This is a genomic window from Streptomyces sp. NPDC039423 (assembly GCF_055598725.1).
Genome location: NZ_JBVKAH010000020.1, coordinates 1 through 16,354 on the forward strand (window position 1 = coordinate 1; position 16,354 = coordinate 16,354).

The 16,354-nt window shown below is 74.6% G+C and carries 14 protein-coding genes and 2 pseudogenes; 6 read left to right on the top strand and 10 right to left on the bottom strand.

The window, feature by feature from the left end:
- The first annotated feature begins 793 nt into the window (after positions 1 to 793).
- Both ACZ7LK_RS32110 and ACZ7LK_RS32115 read left to right on the top strand, forming a co-directional pair.
- Complete coding sequence (locus ACZ7LK_RS32110) at positions 794 to 2,572, top strand: RecQ family ATP-dependent DNA helicase (protein ID WP_471144629.1); 1,779 nt, start codon at positions 794 to 796, stop codon at positions 2,570 to 2,572.
- A gap of 124 nt (positions 2,573 to 2,696) precedes the next feature.
- Complete coding sequence (locus ACZ7LK_RS32115) at positions 2,697 to 3,320, top strand: DUF6328 family protein (protein WP_471144630.1); 624 nt, start codon at positions 2,697 to 2,699, stop codon at positions 3,318 to 3,320.
- Between the two features lie 34 nt (positions 3,321 to 3,354).
- Here the strand turns inward: ACZ7LK_RS32115 and ACZ7LK_RS32120 are convergent, their stop codons facing one another.
- From ACZ7LK_RS32120 to ACZ7LK_RS32135, 4 genes are all read right to left on the bottom strand, one after another.
- Positions 3,355 to 3,780 (bottom strand): ATP-binding protein, encoded by a 426-nt coding sequence (locus ACZ7LK_RS32120; RefSeq protein ID WP_392277522.1) that lies wholly within the window; start codon positions 3,778 to 3,780, stop codon positions 3,355 to 3,357.
- 4 nt (positions 3,781 to 3,784) lie between these two features.
- The gene (locus tag ACZ7LK_RS32125) at positions 3,785 to 4,615 is read right to left on the bottom strand and encodes an MEDS domain-containing protein (RefSeq protein ID WP_471144631.1); all 831 of its coding nucleotides are present in this window, start codon (positions 4,613 to 4,615) and stop codon (positions 3,785 to 3,787) included.
- Positions 4,616 to 4,726: 111 nt separating this feature from the next.
- Positions 4,727 to 4,912: a hypothetical protein gene (locus ACZ7LK_RS32130; RefSeq protein WP_392277520.1), complete on the bottom strand. Its 186-nt coding sequence runs from the start codon at positions 4,910 to 4,912 to the stop codon at positions 4,727 to 4,729.
- Positions 4,913 to 6,097: 1,185 nt separating this feature from the next.
- A complete protein-coding gene (locus ACZ7LK_RS32135; RefSeq protein WP_471144632.1) occupies positions 6,098 to 6,379 on the bottom strand; it encodes a hypothetical protein in 282 nt (93 codons plus the stop codon).
- A gap of 228 nt (positions 6,380 to 6,607) precedes the next feature.
- On the opposite strand from ACZ7LK_RS32135, the pseudogene ACZ7LK_RS32140 reads away from it, so the two are divergent.
- From ACZ7LK_RS32140 to ACZ7LK_RS32150, 3 genes and pseudogenes are all read left to right on the top strand, one after another.
- Positions 6,608 to 7,441, top strand: a pseudogene (locus ACZ7LK_RS32140) (AAA family ATPase); the annotation flags it as partial.
- Between the two features lie 65 nt (positions 7,442 to 7,506).
- Positions 7,507 to 8,448 (top strand): annotated as a pseudogene (locus ACZ7LK_RS32145) (LysR family transcriptional regulator); the annotation flags it as partial.
- A 288-nt stretch (positions 8,449 to 8,736) separates the two neighbouring features.
- Positions 8,737 to 10,146 (top strand): carbohydrate-binding protein, encoded by a 1,410-nt coding sequence (locus tag ACZ7LK_RS32150; RefSeq protein WP_471144633.1) that lies wholly within the window; start codon positions 8,737 to 8,739, stop codon positions 10,144 to 10,146.
- Positions 10,147 to 10,324: 178 nt separating this feature from the next.
- On the opposite strand, the gene ACZ7LK_RS32155 is transcribed toward ACZ7LK_RS32150, so the two are convergent.
- The 3 genes from ACZ7LK_RS32155 to ACZ7LK_RS32165 form a co-directional block, all read right to left on the bottom strand.
- Positions 10,325 to 11,452 carry a hypothetical protein gene (locus ACZ7LK_RS32155; RefSeq protein ID WP_392277517.1) on the bottom strand — a complete coding sequence of 376 codons (1,128 nt, stop codon included), beginning with the start codon at positions 11,450 to 11,452 and terminating at the stop codon, positions 10,325 to 10,327.
- Positions 11,453 to 11,597: 145 nt separating this feature from the next.
- Positions 11,598 to 11,930, bottom strand: a complete 333-nt coding sequence (locus tag ACZ7LK_RS32160) for a hypothetical protein (protein WP_469463926.1) — start codon at positions 11,928 to 11,930, stop codon at positions 11,598 to 11,600.
- A 43-nt stretch (positions 11,931 to 11,973) separates the two neighbouring features.
- The gene (locus tag ACZ7LK_RS32165) at positions 11,974 to 13,245 is read right to left on the bottom strand and encodes an FAD-dependent monooxygenase (protein WP_469463967.1); all 1,272 of its coding nucleotides are present in this window, start codon (positions 13,243 to 13,245) and stop codon (positions 11,974 to 11,976) included.
- Between the two features lie 142 nt (positions 13,246 to 13,387).
- On the opposite strand from ACZ7LK_RS32165, the gene ACZ7LK_RS32170 reads away from it, so the two are divergent.
- Positions 13,388 to 13,543, top strand: a complete 156-nt coding sequence (locus ACZ7LK_RS32170; protein ID WP_392277515.1) for a DUF6131 family protein — start codon at positions 13,388 to 13,390, stop codon at positions 13,541 to 13,543.
- An 89-nt stretch (positions 13,544 to 13,632) separates the two neighbouring features.
- Here the strand turns inward: ACZ7LK_RS32170 and ACZ7LK_RS32175 are convergent, their stop codons facing one another.
- From ACZ7LK_RS32175 to ACZ7LK_RS32185, 3 genes are all read right to left on the bottom strand, one after another.
- Positions 13,633 to 14,193, bottom strand: coding sequence for a DoxX family protein (locus tag ACZ7LK_RS32175; protein ID WP_392277514.1), 561 nt, complete (start codon positions 14,191 to 14,193; stop codon positions 13,633 to 13,635).
- Positions 14,194 to 14,347: 154 nt separating this feature from the next.
- Positions 14,348 to 14,833: a hypothetical protein gene (locus tag ACZ7LK_RS32180; protein ID WP_471144634.1), complete on the bottom strand. Its 486-nt coding sequence runs from the start codon at positions 14,831 to 14,833 to the stop codon at positions 14,348 to 14,350.
- Positions 14,830 to 16,272 carry a WGR domain-containing protein gene (locus tag ACZ7LK_RS32185; protein WP_392277512.1) on the bottom strand — a complete coding sequence of 481 codons (1,443 nt, stop codon included), beginning with the start codon at positions 16,270 to 16,272 and terminating at the stop codon, positions 14,830 to 14,832. Before ACZ7LK_RS32185 ends, ACZ7LK_RS32180 begins: the two co-directional genes overlap by 4 nt.
- Positions 16,273 to 16,354: the final 82 nt, after the last annotated feature.

Sequence of the window (16,354 nt, forward strand, 5' to 3'; positions counted from 1 at the left end):
ATGGCAGCCTGCGGCGCGGCCACAGCCGTGACGGAAGCGACCGCGGTCACAGTCACAAACCCGCGCGTAACAGCTCTCCGCACCCGGGCGGAGTTCGCGTTGCTGTTCTTCATTCTGGTCTCGGTCCCCCTGCTAGGTCCCGCACGCGGTTCCCGACGCGTGCCAGGTGGTCGGGCCGCAGTCTTGGAGATCACTCAGGGGGAGTCAAAGTGGAATTAACAGCTCCTGTCCGAACACCCGCGGTACGGCCGATTCACGTGCAACTTGGCGCCATTCTTTGACTGAAAGGTGGCTTGTACTGGCGAGTACGGAACTCACGGGTAACGCGGAATACAGTATTCCATTTGCTCTTCGACCAGGCAGTACGACCGCACGCCGCATGCACGGAACGGCCTTTTCCCAGGTCGCACACGACTCGGCCGCTCGGCCGCCCGGCCGGATCGCGTCGGTCCGCGTGCGTGCGGGACATGTGAGGAAAAAATGTGGGCCGGTACACATCAACGAATTCATCTGTGCCGATGCCTTATTATCCGCCGCTCCCCTGCACCTCCCGGGCACACCGGGCCCGCCGCTCCCCTGCACCTCCCGGGCACACCGGGCCCGCCGCTCCCCGGCACCTCCGGCCCGATACCGGCTCCCCGGCCGGTCGCCTGACGGTCCCGCTCGCGGGGCCGCCTTGACCGCCCGTCACTCCCAGAGGACGACTGGCGATCAACCACTTCCGGAACACGACCACAGGACTTCCCCCTCCACCCGGTCAGTACGCCCGGGCGGACCGGGGTACCCGGGGCGCATGAGCGGAGAACGACCAGGAGCGGACGGCGGCGGCGCGGGCCGGCGGGCGGCCGGGGGTGGTGCCGCCGGACGGTTGCGGCGGGCGGCGGCGGACACGTTCGGCTGGCCGGAGCTGCGGCCGGGCCAGACGGCGGCGATGGAGGCGGTCATGGCCGGCCGGGACACCCTGGTGGTGATGCCGACCGGGGCCGGCAAGTCCGCGGTGTACCAGGTGCCCACCCTGCTGCTGGACGGCCCGACCGTGGTCGTGTCCCCGCTGCTGGCCCTCCAGCGCGACCAGATCGCCGGCCTGCTGGAGCACCGCGCGCCGCGGGCGGTCGCGGTCAATTCGGCGCAGGCGGAGGGCGAGACGGACGCGGCGTGGGAGGCGGTGACCACGGGGGACGCGGAGTACCTGTTCCTCTCCCCCGAGCAGCTCGCCAGGGACGACGTGGTGGAACGGCTGGAGCGTGCGGAGCCGGCGCTGTTCGTCGTCGACGAGGCGCAGTGCGTGTCCTCCTGGGGGCACGATTTCCGCCCCGACTACCTGCGCCTCGCGCAGGCCGCCCGGCGGGTGGGGCGGCCGCCATTGCTGGCGCTGACCGCCACGGCCGCACCGCCGGTACGGCAGGAGATCGTCGACCGGCTGGGGATGGCGGAGCCCGCGGTGGTCGTCGCCGGCTTCGACCGGCCGAACATCGCGTTGGACGTACGCCGCTTCCAGGAGGACGACGACCGGCGCCGTGCCGTGGTGGAACGCGCGGCCGGTGAGCCGAAGCCGGGAATCGTCTACGCCGCCACCCGCAAGGACAGTGAGCGGTACGCCGCCGAGCTGGCGGACCTGGGCCTGGCGGCGGCCGCGTACCACGCCGGGCTGCGCGCCGCGGAGCGGTCGCGGGTGCACGACGCGTTCCTCGACGGCACGCTCGACGTGGTCGTGGCCACGTCGGCGTTCGGGATGGGCATCGACAAGGAGGACGTGCGGTTCGTGCTGCACGCCTCCCTGCCCGGGTCCCTCGACGCCTACTACCAGGAGATCGGCCGTGCGGGCCGGGACGGGAAACCCGCCCTGGCGGTGCTGCACTACCGGCCGGAGGACACCGGCATGCGGAACTTCTTCGCCGCCCGCACCCCCGGCGACCGCACCCTGGGCAAGGTCGCCGAGCACCTCGGCGAACGGGACGGGCCCCGGCCGCTGGACGAGCTGCGCGAGGAGACGGGACTGTCCCGCAACCGCCTCACCGCCGCGGTGAACCTGCTGGAGGAGGCGGGGGCGGCGCACACGGACCAGGAGGGTGCCATACGGCCCGACCCGGACGTCCCGCAGGACGAGGCGGTCGAGCGGGCGGGCGAGGCGGCCCGCGCCCGGCGGCGGCTGGAGCGCACCCGGGTGGAGATGGTGCGCGCCTACGCGGAGACCACCGGGTGCCGCCGCCGGTTCCTGCTGGGCTACTTCGGGGAGGCCTACGACTCCCCGTGCGGTTCCTGCGACGTGTGCGAGGCGGCCGCGGCCGGCCCGGAGGGGGACGCCGTCGCCGCGCGGGCCACCGACCCGGCGGGCCCGGCCCCCGGAGCCGGAGCCGGGAGCGGAGCCACGGACGAAGCCGGGGACGGGGGCGGTGCCGGGGGCGGGCCGGGAGCGCGGGTGCGGCACCGGGAGTGGGGCGACGGGACGGTGCTGAGCCAGGAGGGCGACCGTCTGACGGTGCTGTTCGACACCATGGGGTACCGCACCCTCTCGCTGCCGGCGGTGGACGACCGCGACCTGCTGTCGGTCCTCGACGAGCCGTCGGTCTGACCGGCCCGACCCCGGGACGGCCCCCGGGCCGCATTCACCGACCGCCCGCCGACCGCCCGCCGTTCCGGTCGGCATGAACGGCCACGAACGGGGCAACCGGGCCTTCCGAGACACGGAGGGTGCCATGACCATGACGGAGCAGCCGGCCCGGTCGAGACCGGAGGGCCCCGACGCCCCGTGCGACTCCTGCGGGGCCGCCACCGGGAGGCGACAGGGCGCGGACCCCGGCACGGAGACGTGCGCGGGACCGGCCACGGAGCCGGGCGCGGAGCCGCCGGAGTCGGCGCGCGAGCGGGTCAACCGCCGCTGGAACGAGATACTCCAGGAGACCCGGGTCGCCCAGACGGGCGTGCAGATCCTCTTCGGGTTCCTGCTGAGCGTGGCCTTCACCCCGCTGTTCCGGGACCTGGGCACCTTCGACCGGGTGGTCTACGTCCTGACGGTGGTCCTCGGCGCCTCGGCGACGGGCTCGCTGATAGCGCCCGTGTCGATCCACCGCTTCCTGTCCGGGCAGCGGATGAAGGACGACGTGGTGCGGGCCGCGAGCCGGCTGATGGTGTGCGGCATGGTGCTGCTGGCGCTGACCATCGGATGCACGCTCCTGCTCATCCTGCATGTCGTGGTGCCGGGGCTGCTCGCGGAGGCGCTGGTCGGCGGCGTCATGCTCTGGTTCGGCCTGTGCTGGTACGGGCTGCCGCTGTGGCTGCGCCGGCGCGCCGCCGCCCGCGCGAACGCCGGGACGGACTGACGCCCCGCCCTCCCCGGGGCGGGGCACTACGGGGTCAGTCCAGCCGCATCGCGAACGTCACGGTGCTGCCGACCGGGTCGCGGGTGACGGTGAGGCGGTCGGTGATGAGGCGGGTGAGCCACAGCCCCCGGCCGTGACAGGCGCCGTTGAGCCCGGGCGCCAGGTCGGGGATGACGTCCTCGCTGAAGCCCGGGCCCCGGTCCGAGACGCGGCACTCCAGCTCCTGCGCCGTCCTCGCCAGCACCAGCACCCCGTGCCCGCCCGCGTGCTGGACGACGTTGCCGGCCACGGCGTCCATGGCCACCACGAAGTCACCGCGCCGGGGTTCCGGCAGCCCGGACAGGGCCGCGCAGCCCTCCACGCGGACGCGCAGCCGCGGGATGTCCGCACCGCCGAACCGGCGGCGCAGCAGCAGTTCCTCACCGATCCCGGGCTGGCCCCCGGGCGATTCCACCGTCATGGCGCTACCCCGTCGTCACGTCGAGGACGGCCGGGTCCGCGCCGAGACGGCGCAGCAGGCGGGCGTGGTGGGCGGAACAGCGGATCCGTACCGTCCGGTGGGCCGGCGCCCGGTCGAGGAGGCGGACGAGTGCCGTCGCGCACCCGGCACCGAGGAAGCCGGTGCGGAGCAGGTCCACCGTGCGGGGGCCGGACGGGGGCGCGGGGGCGTGGAGCAGGCCGGTGAGCGCCCGGGTCAACCGGTCGTGCGTGTCCCGGTCCGCCTCGCCGATGACGTGGAGCGTGCCCTGGTCGTACAGGCACCGCAAGTGCCCCAGCCGGGGCAGCAGGTTCTGGGGATGGGCCCGGCACATGGCCTCCAGGACCGGCTCGGGGAAGCGCCGCCGGTCGTACGCGCAGATCTCGCTGTAGAAGCCGTCGGTGAACAGGTGTCCGGCCCGGCGCTCACGGTCCATCATCATGTCGAGGTCGGCGCCCAGGTCGGCGACCCAGCCCATGTCGATGTACGTGCGCAGTCCGGCGTACCCTTCCGCGCGGGCGGCCCCGGACTCCTCGACGATGCGCTGCCACTGCCGGTCGGCGGTGAACCGCCGTGCCGGCAGGATCAGTTCCCGCATGCTGTTCAGCTCCAGTTGCGCCCTCTCGTATCCGGACGCGACCAGGGGCCCTGGGGCCTCGCGCAGCCGCGACCGGAGTTCCGCCTCGGTCAGACGCGGCGGTCCGAAGACGATGACCTTCTCGCCGCGGGCCAGTCCGGACCAGACGAACGCGGCCAGGACGTCCCAGCCGGGGGCATCGTCGTCGTAGCACAGGAACGCGTGGTGACCGGGGCCCATGTGCTGCACGGGAAGCGTTCCGGGATGGTGCTCGTCACTCGTGAGCACACCCACCTGACCCACCCCCGTGTAACCGCCGTGTGGCGCTACGTTACCAAGCCTCTCGGGTCCTCACTGACGCTCCTCGGCATCGGGGTGCCTTTCGCGCAACGCGTCGCCGGGCACGGGCCCCTTGGGCGGTGCCGGTTCCGGTTCCTCCGCCCGGTCCGTGGTGGCGCCGTCGCGCCGCCCGGCCCGCCGCTTCTCCTCCGTCAGCCGCTTGCGGACCTCTTCGGGCTTGTCTCCGAGCTGGTTCATGGCCGCCTCCGTGCCCTCGCCACCGGGAAGGGTGGCCGACCGGGGACGGGCCGGACGGCCCGCCCGCCGTCAGCGTCACACAGACCCGCCCGCCCCGCACGCGGCGGCGTCCGCCCCGGCCGGGGGCCGCCGCTCGGGCGGCGCCCGGCCCCCCGCCGGCTCGGCCGCCGCCGACCGGGATCCGCCCGGAAAGCGGCCGGGGCGCGACCGGGCGATCCGGTGCAATGGAAGCAGCCGGAACCGGCTTGTGAGGCGGGTGGCGTCGGTGGGATCCTTTCCGCCATGCCTTCCCACCCTCCTCACCTGCCTGAACACGGGTCGGTCCTCGCGGAGGTGAGGAAGGTGAGGCGAGCGGGTGTGGTCATGCTGCGTGAGCTCGACGTTCCCGAACTCGCCCGGATCGCCGACGGGTTCCACGCCGGTGGCGCAAAGCGATGGTCCCCGAGTTGACGAACGGCCGGGGCACCTGAAGGAAGCTAACCAGCGGGGCTACACGAATAACCCGGCGGTAACCAGTCCGATGACCCTGGTCAACAGGGCCTTGCGTCAAGCCATCAGGCGCACGGGCGCGCACGGTGCGGTGCGTACGGTGCACGGCGGCGGCCGCCAGCGGCGTGCCGTCCCCGTCCCCGGGCCGGAGACCGTCCCCGGCGCGCCGCCCGCTTCCGCCAACCCCCGGCGTCCCGCCGCCCACGGCGGCGATCCCGACGAGCTGCTCCGCGATCTGCCCCAGCACCATCAGCTCGTGGTGCTTGCGGAACCTCTCGATGCTGACGCCGTACACCTGGGCCGCCCTGCGGCGACGGTCGGCGGCCGGCCAGTCCCGGGTGCCCTGGGCGAGCCGGGGCGGACGCCCGTCCGGATCCACGTGCACTCGGTGGACCTCCTCCGTGACATCGACGTCGTCGTGTCCCCGACCAACACCCACTTCGCGCTGCCCGCCGCCTACAAGTCGTCCGTGTCGGCCACGCTGCGGCGGGCCGGGGCGGACCTCGACCCGACGGGGGGACTCGTCGCGGACCGCGTCCACGACGAGTTACGGGGGTGGACCGCCCGGCACGGCACGCCGGGCCGGGCGGTCCTGCCGGGCACGGTCGCCCCCACCTCGGCCGGTGCCCTGGCCGCCCAGGGGCTCCGCCGCATCTACCACGTGGCCGTGGCACAGCCCCGGCCCGGCACCAACGACTACGACGTCCAGCCCACCGACGTCACGCGGAGGGTGGCCCGGGCGTTCGCGCTGCTGGCCGAGGAGTCCGCCCGGTTCGACCCGCCGCTGCGTTCGGTGTGCCTGCCGCTGCTGGGCGCGGGGCGCGGCGGGCTCACCCCGCTGGAGAGCTTCGGCGCGCTGTGGCCGGCGGTGGAGGCCGAGCTGGCCCGCGCCGCGACCCCCGGCGGGGGCGCGCGCTGGGAGGTGCACTTCGTGGTGCGCGCCCACGCCCGGGCGGACCTGATCGAACGACTGCTCACCGACGAGGTCGGCCACGACGGGGGAACCCTTGAATCCGTACGCCGTGCTGGCGGCCGCGGCGGCCCACTGGGACCGGGTCGCCGGCCGCGTCGACGGCCCGCTCCGCGACCGGCTGGCCGCGCTCCTCACCGAGGTGCGCCGCAAGCGGGCCGAGGGGGCCGGCGAGGCGGAGCTGCGGGCCGCCGCCGGGCCGCGGCCCGGGTGCTGCGGCAGGCGCTGCCCGAGGAAGCCTCCGCGAGTGGCTCAAGCGCAAGCACCAGCTCATGCACGCCGATCTGCGCGACACGGCACTGCGCCCGCCGCGCGGGGTGCTGCTGGTGGGCGTCCCGGGCTGCGGCAAGTCCCTGTCCGCGAAGGCCATCGCGCACGAGTGGCAACTGCCGTTGTACCGGCTGGACATGGGCAGCATCCACGGCAAGTACCTGGGCGAGTCGGAGGGCCGCTTCCGCGAGGCGCTGGCGATGGCGGGCCGGGTCGCCCCCTGCATCCTGTGGATCGACGAGATCGAGAAGGGGCTCGCGGGGCGGGACGACGGTTCGGGCGTGCCGCAGCGCATCATCGGGCAGTTCCTCTTCTGGCTCCAGGAGTCGCAGTCCCGGGCCTTCGTGGTCGCCACCGCGAACGACATCCGCAGCCTGCCGCCCGAGTTGCTGCGCAAGGGCCGCTTCGACGAGCTGTTCTTCGTCGACCTGCCCGACGCCCAGGACCGCAAGGAGATCATCGAGCTGTACTTCCACCGCTATCTGCGGGTGCGTCCCGACGCGGAGCAGCTCGACCGGCTCGTCGACCTGTCCGAGGGCTTCGCGGGGTCCGACATCGCCTCCGCGCTGCACGACGTGGGCGCGGAGGCCCATCTGTGCGGCGGCGCCGAGAACCTGCGGCCCTCGCTGATCCTGGACACCTTCGCGAACACGGTGCCGCTGAGCCGGGTGAACCCCGAGCAGATCGAGGAGATCCGGGCGTGGGGCCGTGAGCGGGCGGTGCCGGCCGGCCGCACCGCGGTCGCCGCGGCCTCCCCGGGTGGTACGGCTCCGCGCCGCATCGTCTTCCGGGAGGACTGAGCGCACCGGTATTGGTCCGGACCTTTGTCTTGCCGGGCGGTTCGGGCGGGGGTCAAGCTGCCTGCATGGAACTGGAGTTGCGGCACCTCAGGACGATCAGGGCCATCGCCGACGCCGGCAGCCTCACCAAGGCCGCCACCGCCCTCGGCCTCGCGCAGCCGGCGCTGAGCGCCCAGTTGAAGAGGATCGAGCGCTCGCTGGGCGGTCTCCTCTTCGAGCGCGGCCGCCAGGGGGTGCGGGCCACCGCGCTCGGCGCGCTGGTGCTGGACCGGGCCCGGGTCGTCCTGCCGGCCGTGCACGAGCTCCAGGAGGAGGCCGTGCGGTTCGCCCGGTCCGGGTCGCCGGCCGGCGGGCGGCGCCGGGTGCGCATCGGCGGGACGCACGGTCCGCTGCTGGGCGGTCTCGTGGACCGGCTCGCGTCCGCCGACCCGGATGTGGAGGTGGTCACCCACACCTCGTGGTCGGAGCGCGGGATCGCCGCGCAGGCGGCCGGGGGCGGACTGGACTACGCGCTGATCGGTACGTGCGGGGACAGCGCCCCGCCGGAGCCGGAGCGGCTGGTGTGGACGGAGGTGGCCCGCGACCCGGTGTTCGTGATGCTGGCCGCCGCCCATCCGCTCGCGTCGGCACCGGAGGTCGCGCTCGCCGACCTGGCGGCGGAGGCGTGGACGGACGTCCCGGGTGACGGGTGCTTCGCGGACTGCTTCACCGCCGCGTGCGTCCGGGCCGGCTTCACCCCGGCGTCCGTGTACGAGACGGACACCGCGTCCTGTGTCCATCTGGTCCAGGTGGGCCGCGCCGTGGGGCTCTGCCGCGCCACCTTTCCCGACACCCCGGGCATGGTGACCCGTCCGCTGGCGGGCGCGCCGCTGGTGTGGCGGCACCTGCTCGGCCGGCACCCGGACGCGCCCGCCTCGCTGGACGCGCCCCGGGTGGTCGCCCAGTTGCGGGCGGCGCACCGGGAGGCGGTGGCCCGCAGCGGGAGCTACACACGCTGGCTGGCGTCGCGGGCCGGGGGGCACGGGGTCAGGGTGTCCGCGGTCGCGGTGCCCGGGGCCGGGGTGTCCGGGGCGTCGCCGGACGGCGGCGGGGCCGGGTGGCCCGGGGAAGCGGGTGGGGCGGCGGACGGCGGTGGGCCGGTGGGCGGGGGCGGGTCCTCGGGCGCCGGAGCGCCGGTGGGCGGGTCCCATAACACCGTGCGGGGGGCCGGCTGACATCTCCCCGCCGGCGCACCGCCGTCCGTACGGTTTCGGCACACCGCCACTCCCCCACCGCCGACACCGAGGAGATCCCCCATGTTCCACCGACACGCCAGAGCCGCGTGCGTGGGCGCCGCCACCGTCGGCGCGCTGGTACTGACCGCGCTCCAAGGCGCCGCGGCGGCGCCCTCGTACGGTACGGGCGTCCCGGGCGCGCCCGTGACGGCGGCCGCGCCGGGGGCCCGTTCGGCCGCGGACACGCTCGCCGTGTCCGCCGTACGGCGGGAAGTGGTGGACGCCATGCGGCGGGACCTCGGCCTCACCGCCGACCAGGCGCGGCGGCGGCTGGTCAACGAGGCGGAGGCGGGCGCCGTCGCGGCGGGCCTCCGGCAGCGGCTGGCCGCGTCCTTCGCGGGCGCCTGGGTCGAGGGGCCCGCGTCATCGGTGCTGACCGTCGCCACCACCCGGGCCGCCGACGCGGCGGCCATCCGGGCGAAGGGCGCCGAGGCCGACGTCGTGACGTACAGCCTGGCCCAGCTCGACGCCACCAAGGCGGCCCTGGACCGCGCGGCGAGGAGCGCCGCGTCCACCGGCGTACCCGTGTGGTACGTCGACGTGCGCAGCAACTCCGTGGTGGTCCGCGCCGTGGACACGGGGGCGGCCGCGGCGCTGGTCGCCCGGGTGAGCCGGACCGACCGGTCCCGGATACGGGTCGTCCCGACGGACGAACAGCCGCGCCCCCTCTACGACATCCGGGGCGGCGACGCCTACTACATGGGCGGATCCGGCCGTTGCTCGGTGGGCTTCCCCGTCACCCGGGGCACCCAGCAGGGCTTCGCGACGGCGGGGCACTGCGGCCGGGCCGGGACCACCACCAGCGGGTACAACCAGGTGGCGCAGGGCTCCTTCCAGGCCTCGACGTTCCCCGGCCGGGACACCGCCTGGGTGGCGACCAACACGAACTGGACGGCCACCCCGTACGTCAAGGGCGCCGGCGGCGCGAACGTCCAGGTGGCCGGATCGGTGCAGCAGCCGGTCGGCGCCTCGATCTGCCGCTCGGGTTCGACGACGGGCTGGCACTGCGGCACCATCCAGCAGCACAACAGCAGCGTCACCTACCCGGAGGGCACGATCACCGGGGTGACCCGCACCTCCGTGTGCGCCGAGCCGGGCGACTCGGGCGGCTCGTACATCTCCGGCAGCCAGGCCCAGGGCGTGACGTCGGGGGGCTCGGGCGACTGCCGCGCCGGCGGCACGACGTACCACCAGCCGATCAACCCGCTGTTGCAGGCGTACGGGCTGAGGCTGAAGACCTCCACGGGTCCCGAAGACCCGGAGGACCCGGAGGACCCCGGCGAGCCGGGCGGTACGTGGGCCGCCGGCACCGTCTACCAGGCGGGTGACCAGGTCACCTACGGCGGTGCGGCCTACCGCTGCCTCCAGGGCCACCAGGCGCAGGCCGGGTGGGAACCTCCGAACGTCCCGGCGCTCTGGCAGCGCGGCTGAGGGTGCGCGCCGCGCCCGTCCGGGTGCCGGGCCGTGGGGGCGCGTGCCGTGACCGGTGGCGGTCACGGCACGCGCGTACCCGTGTGCGGGGGCCCTGTGTGCGGGCTCCCCGTGTGCGGGGGCCTGTGTGCGGGCTCCCCGTGTGCGGCTGGTGTGCGGGGCCGTGTGCGAGGGCCCGTCACCACTGGCCGTCGGACACCGGCTTCCCGGGGGCGTCCCCGAGCGGCTGGACCTGGTGGGGGGCGGGCGGCTGCCACGGTTGGTGGTCGTCGCCGAGCCAGTCGCCGACCGGCTTGACGCCGCCGAGGGCGTCCGTCGGCGCCAAGTCCGTGGCGTCGTCGTCGTAGTAGTCGAACCAGGGCAGCCCGGCGCGGGTGTAGGCGGCGCGGTCCACGGGGGACGGCGGGGGCTCCTCCCCGGTGATGCGGCGCCATTCCGGCGGGGTCACCAGATGGACGAAGACCCGCCCGGCCGGGTCCTCCGCCCAGTCGGACAGGGGCCTGTCGTCCTGGTACACCTCCTGGCGCATGGAGCCGCCCACGCCCAGGCCCATGGCGGCCGCCGCACGCGGGGGCGGGCCACCGGGCGCCGCCGGAGGGGCGGCGGCCATCGGTGCGGCGGCCATGGGGGCCGCCATGGCCGCGGGCGGCGGGACGGAGCCGTATCCGGCGCCGGGCGGCGGCGGCACGGGACCGTAGCCGGTCACGGGCGGGGGCGGGGGCGCCGAGGCACGGGCGCGCGCCTCGCGCTCGGCGCGGAGCCGCTGCTCCTCGCGCCAGGCGTCCAGGGCCTCCGGGGACAGCGGGAAGGACTGGAGCTGGACGCCGCCCCAGCTCTCCTCCCCGGTGACCTGCCCCTCGACGGTGGCGCCGAGCCCGAGCGGTACCGCGACGAACTGCCGGACCGTTCCCTTCCCGGAGTTGATGCCGTCAAGCCAGGGCTGCCGCGGCAGGACCACGTAGTTCTGCGGCCGGCACGACAGCCGGCCGGTCCACCTCTCGCCGGACACGGCGCACACCTTGCCCACGCCCACCTGGAGGGCGGCCGGTTCCGGCGTACCGGCGAAGCTGAGCCACATGGCCTCCCGCAGGTACACGGGGAGCATCACCCCGCCGCGCTCGCGCATCCGGGGCGGCACGGCACCCGCGAAGTCCTCGACCCGGCGCACCGGGAACGCGCCGAGGCCCGGCGGCAGGGCGTGCGTCCCGGATTCCGGGAGGCGCAGCGTCCGGATGAACCGGACGCGTGCCCCTCCGCCCAGCACCACACTGTCACCGTCGACGCGTACGGCACCGCGAGCAGCCACGGCGCACCCCCCTCTGTACGGAACCTCTGTCTGTACGGAACTCCTACGCTGCTATCACGGCGTACGGCGGGCGGCGGTTCCGGAACCGGACGCTCCCGGAGCCGGGCGGTTCCGGAACGGGGGGTTCCGGAGTTCCCGGGGCTGCTCAACGCCCGCCCCGGTCACGGCGGTCACGATGCGACCACATGCGGGAGACCAGGAGGGACGCCTTGTTGATGAGCCAGATGCTGCTCAGCGAGAAGAGGGCGAAGGTCGCGAGGAAGGCCACGGCCATCATCACGACGAGCAGGGGGCCCTCGACCGTCGTCGAGCCCCGGAACAGCGCCCCCACCGCGCCTCCGGCCGCTCCCACGGCCGGGACCAGGACCGCCGTCAGCAGGACGCGGCCCCGGTGGGGCGGGGCGTCCTCGCACGCGAACCCGTCGTCGCGCGTGCGGCCCCGCCCGTGCTCCTCGTCGTCGCTTCTCGCCTCGTTCACACGAGAAGTCTGCGGTGTGCCCCGCCGCCACGGAAACCGGGTTTCATTCCCCGAGCCCCGGACGCGCGCCTTCCGGCCGGCCCGCCCGGTCCGGCCGGCCCGGCAGACGGCCGGCGCCCGCGACGGTGCGGGCGATCCGCGGTCCCAGCCAGCGCTTGAGCCGGCGCAGCGATTCGAGCCGGCCGGCCGCGCGGTCGATGCGGTAGTAGAGCTGCGGCGGGACGTACGGCAGCAGGGGTGAGTGCCGTTGGCCGAGCAGGGCGAACATCTCCGGTGGCGCCAGATCAATGTAGCGCGGCAGGTTCTCGTACCACCGGGCGCTGTAGCGGGCGGCGCTCTGGGTGGGGACGAGGGCGGTACGGCGTTCGCGTTCGTAGCGGGCGAGGGCGGTCTGGAGGCGGGGGACGTCGTGCAGGGCGTCGGTCAGCGCGATGGCGTCCTCCAGGGCGAGGGTCGTGCCGGCGCCGATGGAGTAGTGGGTGGTGTGGGCCGCGTCGCCGAGCAGCACGAGGTTGTCCCGGTACCAGGTCCGGTTGGTGACCGTACGGAAGTTCAGCCAGCGAGCGCTGCCGTCGTCGTGTGCCCGGCCGATCAGGGGGTGGCCGTCCAGCGGGCCGGCGAACAGGCGCTGGAGCAGGGCGAGGCCTTCGGCGTGGCTCGCGCGATCGAGGCCGAGGCCCGCCCAGGTCGCGGGCGCGCACTCGACGACGAAGGTGCTGTGCTCCTCGCCGTACCGGTAGCCGTAGCACCAGATCCAGCCGTGGGGGGTCTCGACGAAGGCGAACGTGAAGGCGTCGAAGACCTTGGTGGTGCCGAGCCAGACGTATGTGTTGCGGCCGGTGGCGACGTGGGTGCCGAAGTGGTCCGCGTGGCGGGTGCGGAGGGCGCTGTTGGCGCCGTCGCAGGCGACGACCAGGTCGGCCCGCGCGCCGATGCCGTCGAGGTCCTCGCCGGTGAGCGGGTGCCGGAAGTGGACGCGTACGCCCAGGGAGCGGGCCCGCTCCGCGAGGACGTCGAGCAGGGTGTGCCGGCTGATGCCGAACCCCTCGTCCCCGTGGTGCACCGTCGAACGGTCGCGGACGTACGCCACTCCGTCGCTCCAGCGGACCGAGTGGGCGGCGACCGCCCGTGCGGTGACCGGGTCGTGGCGGTGCAGCGTGTCGAGCAGCCCGGACCAGTAGGTGACGCCCCAGCCATAGGTGGAGCCGGCCGGATCGCGTTCGTGGACGGTGATGTCGTGGGACGCGTCCCGCAGTTTCATCAGGATCGAGAAGTACAGCCCGGCGGGCCCGCCACCGACGCAGACGACCTTCACGCACGCTCCCCGGGTGACGCAGAACGGTCAATTGACCACGAAACGTAGCAGCCCCTTGGCGACTCTGGTGCGATTTAGGCGGTTTGACCCAGACGTGACGGGGGAGGTCATGAGTAGTGGGACTCTCCCGATCGGAGGCGTCATGATCATCTTGGGCCTTGTCCTGCTCGTCATCGGTTTTGTCGCGGGCATCAGCATCCTGTGGACCATCGGAATCATCCTGCTCGTCATCGGAGCGGTCCTGTGGATCCTGGGCGCCATGGGGCACGCGATCGGCGGACGGCGTCACTACTACTGACCCGTCACCTCCCACCGTTCGGCGGGCCGGTCCGGTCCGTCCCGCCCGCCGGGTGACCGGGGAGACGGACCGGACCGCACCCGCACCGTTCAGACCGCCCCTTCACCACCGTCGCCGCCGCCGGTCCCGCCGGCGGCGGCTTCGGTCAGCCGGTCCTTCGCCCGCTTGCCGACCACGGCCGCGGCGGCCAGGGCGCTGCCGACGAACGCGGCGGCCAAGGTCCAGGGCTGGTCGACGTGATGACCGGTCGCGTGGTCGAGGGAGTACCGTCCCGCGCCGGTGACACCGATGGCGGCGGCCGTGAACCCGAGGAAGGCCGGGTACTCGAAGCCGCCGGACTGGTTGAAGAACCCGGCCGGGGCGTGCACGGCGACGGCACCGGCCATCGCGCCCGCCGCGGCGGCACCGGCGGCCGGGGTGGCCAGCCCCAGCATCAGCAGCACTCCGCCGCCCGCCTCCCCGACCCCCGCGGCCACCGCGCTCTGCCGGCCGGGCCGGAAACCCATGGCCTCCATCGCCTTGGAGGTCCCCTCGATGCCTCCGCCCCCGAACCAGCCGAACAGCTTCTGCGCCCCGTGCGCGGCGAGTACCGCCCCGGTGCCGACGCGGAGGACGAGCAGGCCGAGGTCGCGTCGGTTGAGGGTGCTCATGGGGGGATCTCCCGGGCGTGAGGGTTCCGTGTGCGTACGGTTCCACTGTCGCCCGGACGGGCGGGGCGCGGACCGTCGGACTGCGCCGAGCGGGTGAGCGGCCCAGTCCCGCGGCCCGCGCCGGCCGCCCGTGAGGGGGCCGTGAGGGGGCCCGTCAGCGTTTCGGGGCGGGGCCGGGTGCCGGCTCGGCCTCCAGGAAACGGCGTTTGCGCGGGCCGCGGTACAGCAGGGCCTCCCAGCCGAGGCCGGCCAGGACCCGGGCGCACCCGGCGAGGGCGCCCTCCTCCTCCTGTGCGGCGCCGGCGCCCGGTGGGCCCAGCCATTCCACGCGGACCGTCCCCGGCCCCTCCCCCGGTGCCACGCGGTACCCCGTCGCGACCCGCCGCCCCTCCGCGCCGACCGCCGAGGGGGCGATCCCCGCCGCCTCCAGGGCGAGGGCGACCGCCCGCACCGGCCGGTTGCGTTCCCACGCGGCGGGCACCGCTCCGGGGTCGCCGCCCCCCGTGTTGGTCAGGCGCCGGATCTGGAGCAGGCCCTCGAACGCGACCCTCACCTCCGCGGCCCGGCGCTCCGCCGCGCCGTCCGTCGCCGGCGGGGCGGGACCGTCCCCGGTCGCGGCCTCGAACCCGTCGTCCGTCACAGCAGCCTCCTGATGTCACCGCGGACCCGGTAGAAGCCACCCGACGCGGGGTGCAGCGCGTCCACGACGTACCGCGCGCCCGGTTCGCGTATCGCCCGCGGGAACTGGACGTTCCACGACCGCTCGTAGCCGTCCGACACCACGTGCACCCGCGTCCGGCCGCCCTCCTGGACGCATTCCACGACCACCGCGCCGGACGGGGCGGCGGTCACCGTCGTCACCGAGGCGACGGCGGTGGCGGGCGCGTACGTGGGCAGCGCGGCGGCGAGCTTCACGTCCCGGGCGACCGGCACCGTGCCCTGCTGGGCGGCCGCGATCGCCGCCTCGCTCGCGTCCACGCACACCAGGGAACCGTCCGTGGTGACGAGGTAGAGCCGCTCCTCGTGGTACTGCATCGACAGGGCCGACCCGCCGCCCGTGCCCAGCTTCCACAGGCGCGTACCGTCCCGGTCGAAGCAGTACACGGACGAGGCGGCGTCCCCGGCGAACACGAACCGGCCGCCGGGCGAGGTGGCGCACGAGTACACCGCGCTGTCGCAGTCGTACGTCACCTCCAGCGCGCCGTCCGCCTTGGACAGCCGCTGGACGGCGCGGTGCCCCGTGCCCGCGTACACCGCGTCGGCCTCCTGCCAGCCGAACAGCACGGCGCCCTTGGTGGGCGTGTGCCACAACTCGCCGCCCCCGTCCGGTGCGTACGCCGTCACACCCCGGTGGTGGCCGTGGTAGACGGCCCGGTCGTCGGCGCGCACCATCCAGGCGTGCTCGCCCCGGCCGCCGCGGGCCCACTGGTGCTCGTCCTCGTGGTCGATCACGGTGAGCCGGCCGCCCCGGTCCGCGACGTTCAGCACGCCCTCGTGGATGTCCAGCCAGAAGATGTCGACGTCGGCGGAGATGTCGTACGCGGCGAACGGCAGCTTCGACGACAGGTCGTACACCCGGCCGTCGTCGCAGCCCGCGTAGATCCAGAAGTCGTCGGCGACCAGGCACTTGACGCCGTCGGGCAGGCTGTAGCGGGCCAGGACCTCACCGCCGTGGGCCAGCGTGTAGACGTCGCCCGACTGGTTCCCCACCCAGCAGCGCTCGTCGTCGACGTGGATCCCGAACGCCGACGAACCCGTACGGAAGCGCCACAGCACCGGGGCGACCGCCCGCGCGGTGGACGGCGCGGAGGCCACCTGACGCCGGGTGACGGCCCGGGGAGCACGCCCGCCGGGCACCGCCGGGGCGTACCCCTTGCGCACCTTCTCGCCCACCTTCTTCGCGGCGGCGGCCTGTGCCTTCTGCGGCGTCGGGAACGTCGACGTCTGCGTCTGCCCGGCGGCGCCTATCCGCCCGTAGCGCACGGACACGACCGAACCCTGCACCGTGACCTCGTAGAACTTGTGCGCACCGCCGCCGTCCTGTGACAGCTCCAGATACGTCGTCGACGTCGTCGACATGGCACACCCCTCCCCAGGACGGAGCCCACGGCCTGTTCCGCGAGTCCCACTGCCTGAACGGTAGGAGGCACCACTGACAATC

Coding starts and splice junctions, on each gene's coding strand:
- ACZ7LK_RS32110 (WP_471144629.1), top strand. CDS start 794: ATGAGCGGAGAACGACCAGGAGCGGACGGCGGCGGCGCGGGCCGGCGG.
- ACZ7LK_RS32115 (WP_471144630.1), top strand. CDS start 2,697: ATGACCATGACGGAGCAGCCGGCCCGGTCGAGACCGGAGGGCCCCGAC.
- ACZ7LK_RS32120 (WP_392277522.1), bottom strand. CDS start 3,780: ATGACGGTGGAATCGCCCGGGGGCCAGCCCGGGATCGGTGAGGAACTG.
- ACZ7LK_RS32125 (WP_471144631.1), bottom strand. CDS start 4,615: ATGGGCCCCGGTCACCACGCGTTCCTGTGCTACGACGACGATGCCCCC.
- ACZ7LK_RS32130 (WP_392277520.1), bottom strand. CDS start 4,912: ATGAACCAGCTCGGAGACAAGCCCGAAGAGGTCCGCAAGCGGCTGACG.
- ACZ7LK_RS32150 (WP_471144633.1), top strand. CDS start 8,737: ATGTTCCACCGACACGCCAGAGCCGCGTGCGTGGGCGCCGCCACCGTC.
- ACZ7LK_RS32170 (WP_392277515.1), top strand. CDS start 13,388: ATGATCATCTTGGGCCTTGTCCTGCTCGTCATCGGTTTTGTCGCGGGC.
- ACZ7LK_RS32175 (WP_392277514.1), bottom strand. CDS start 14,193: ATGAGCACCCTCAACCGACGCGACCTCGGCCTGCTCGTCCTCCGCGTC.
- ACZ7LK_RS32185 (WP_392277512.1), bottom strand. CDS start 16,272: ATGTCGACGACGTCGACGACGTATCTGGAGCTGTCACAGGACGGCGGC.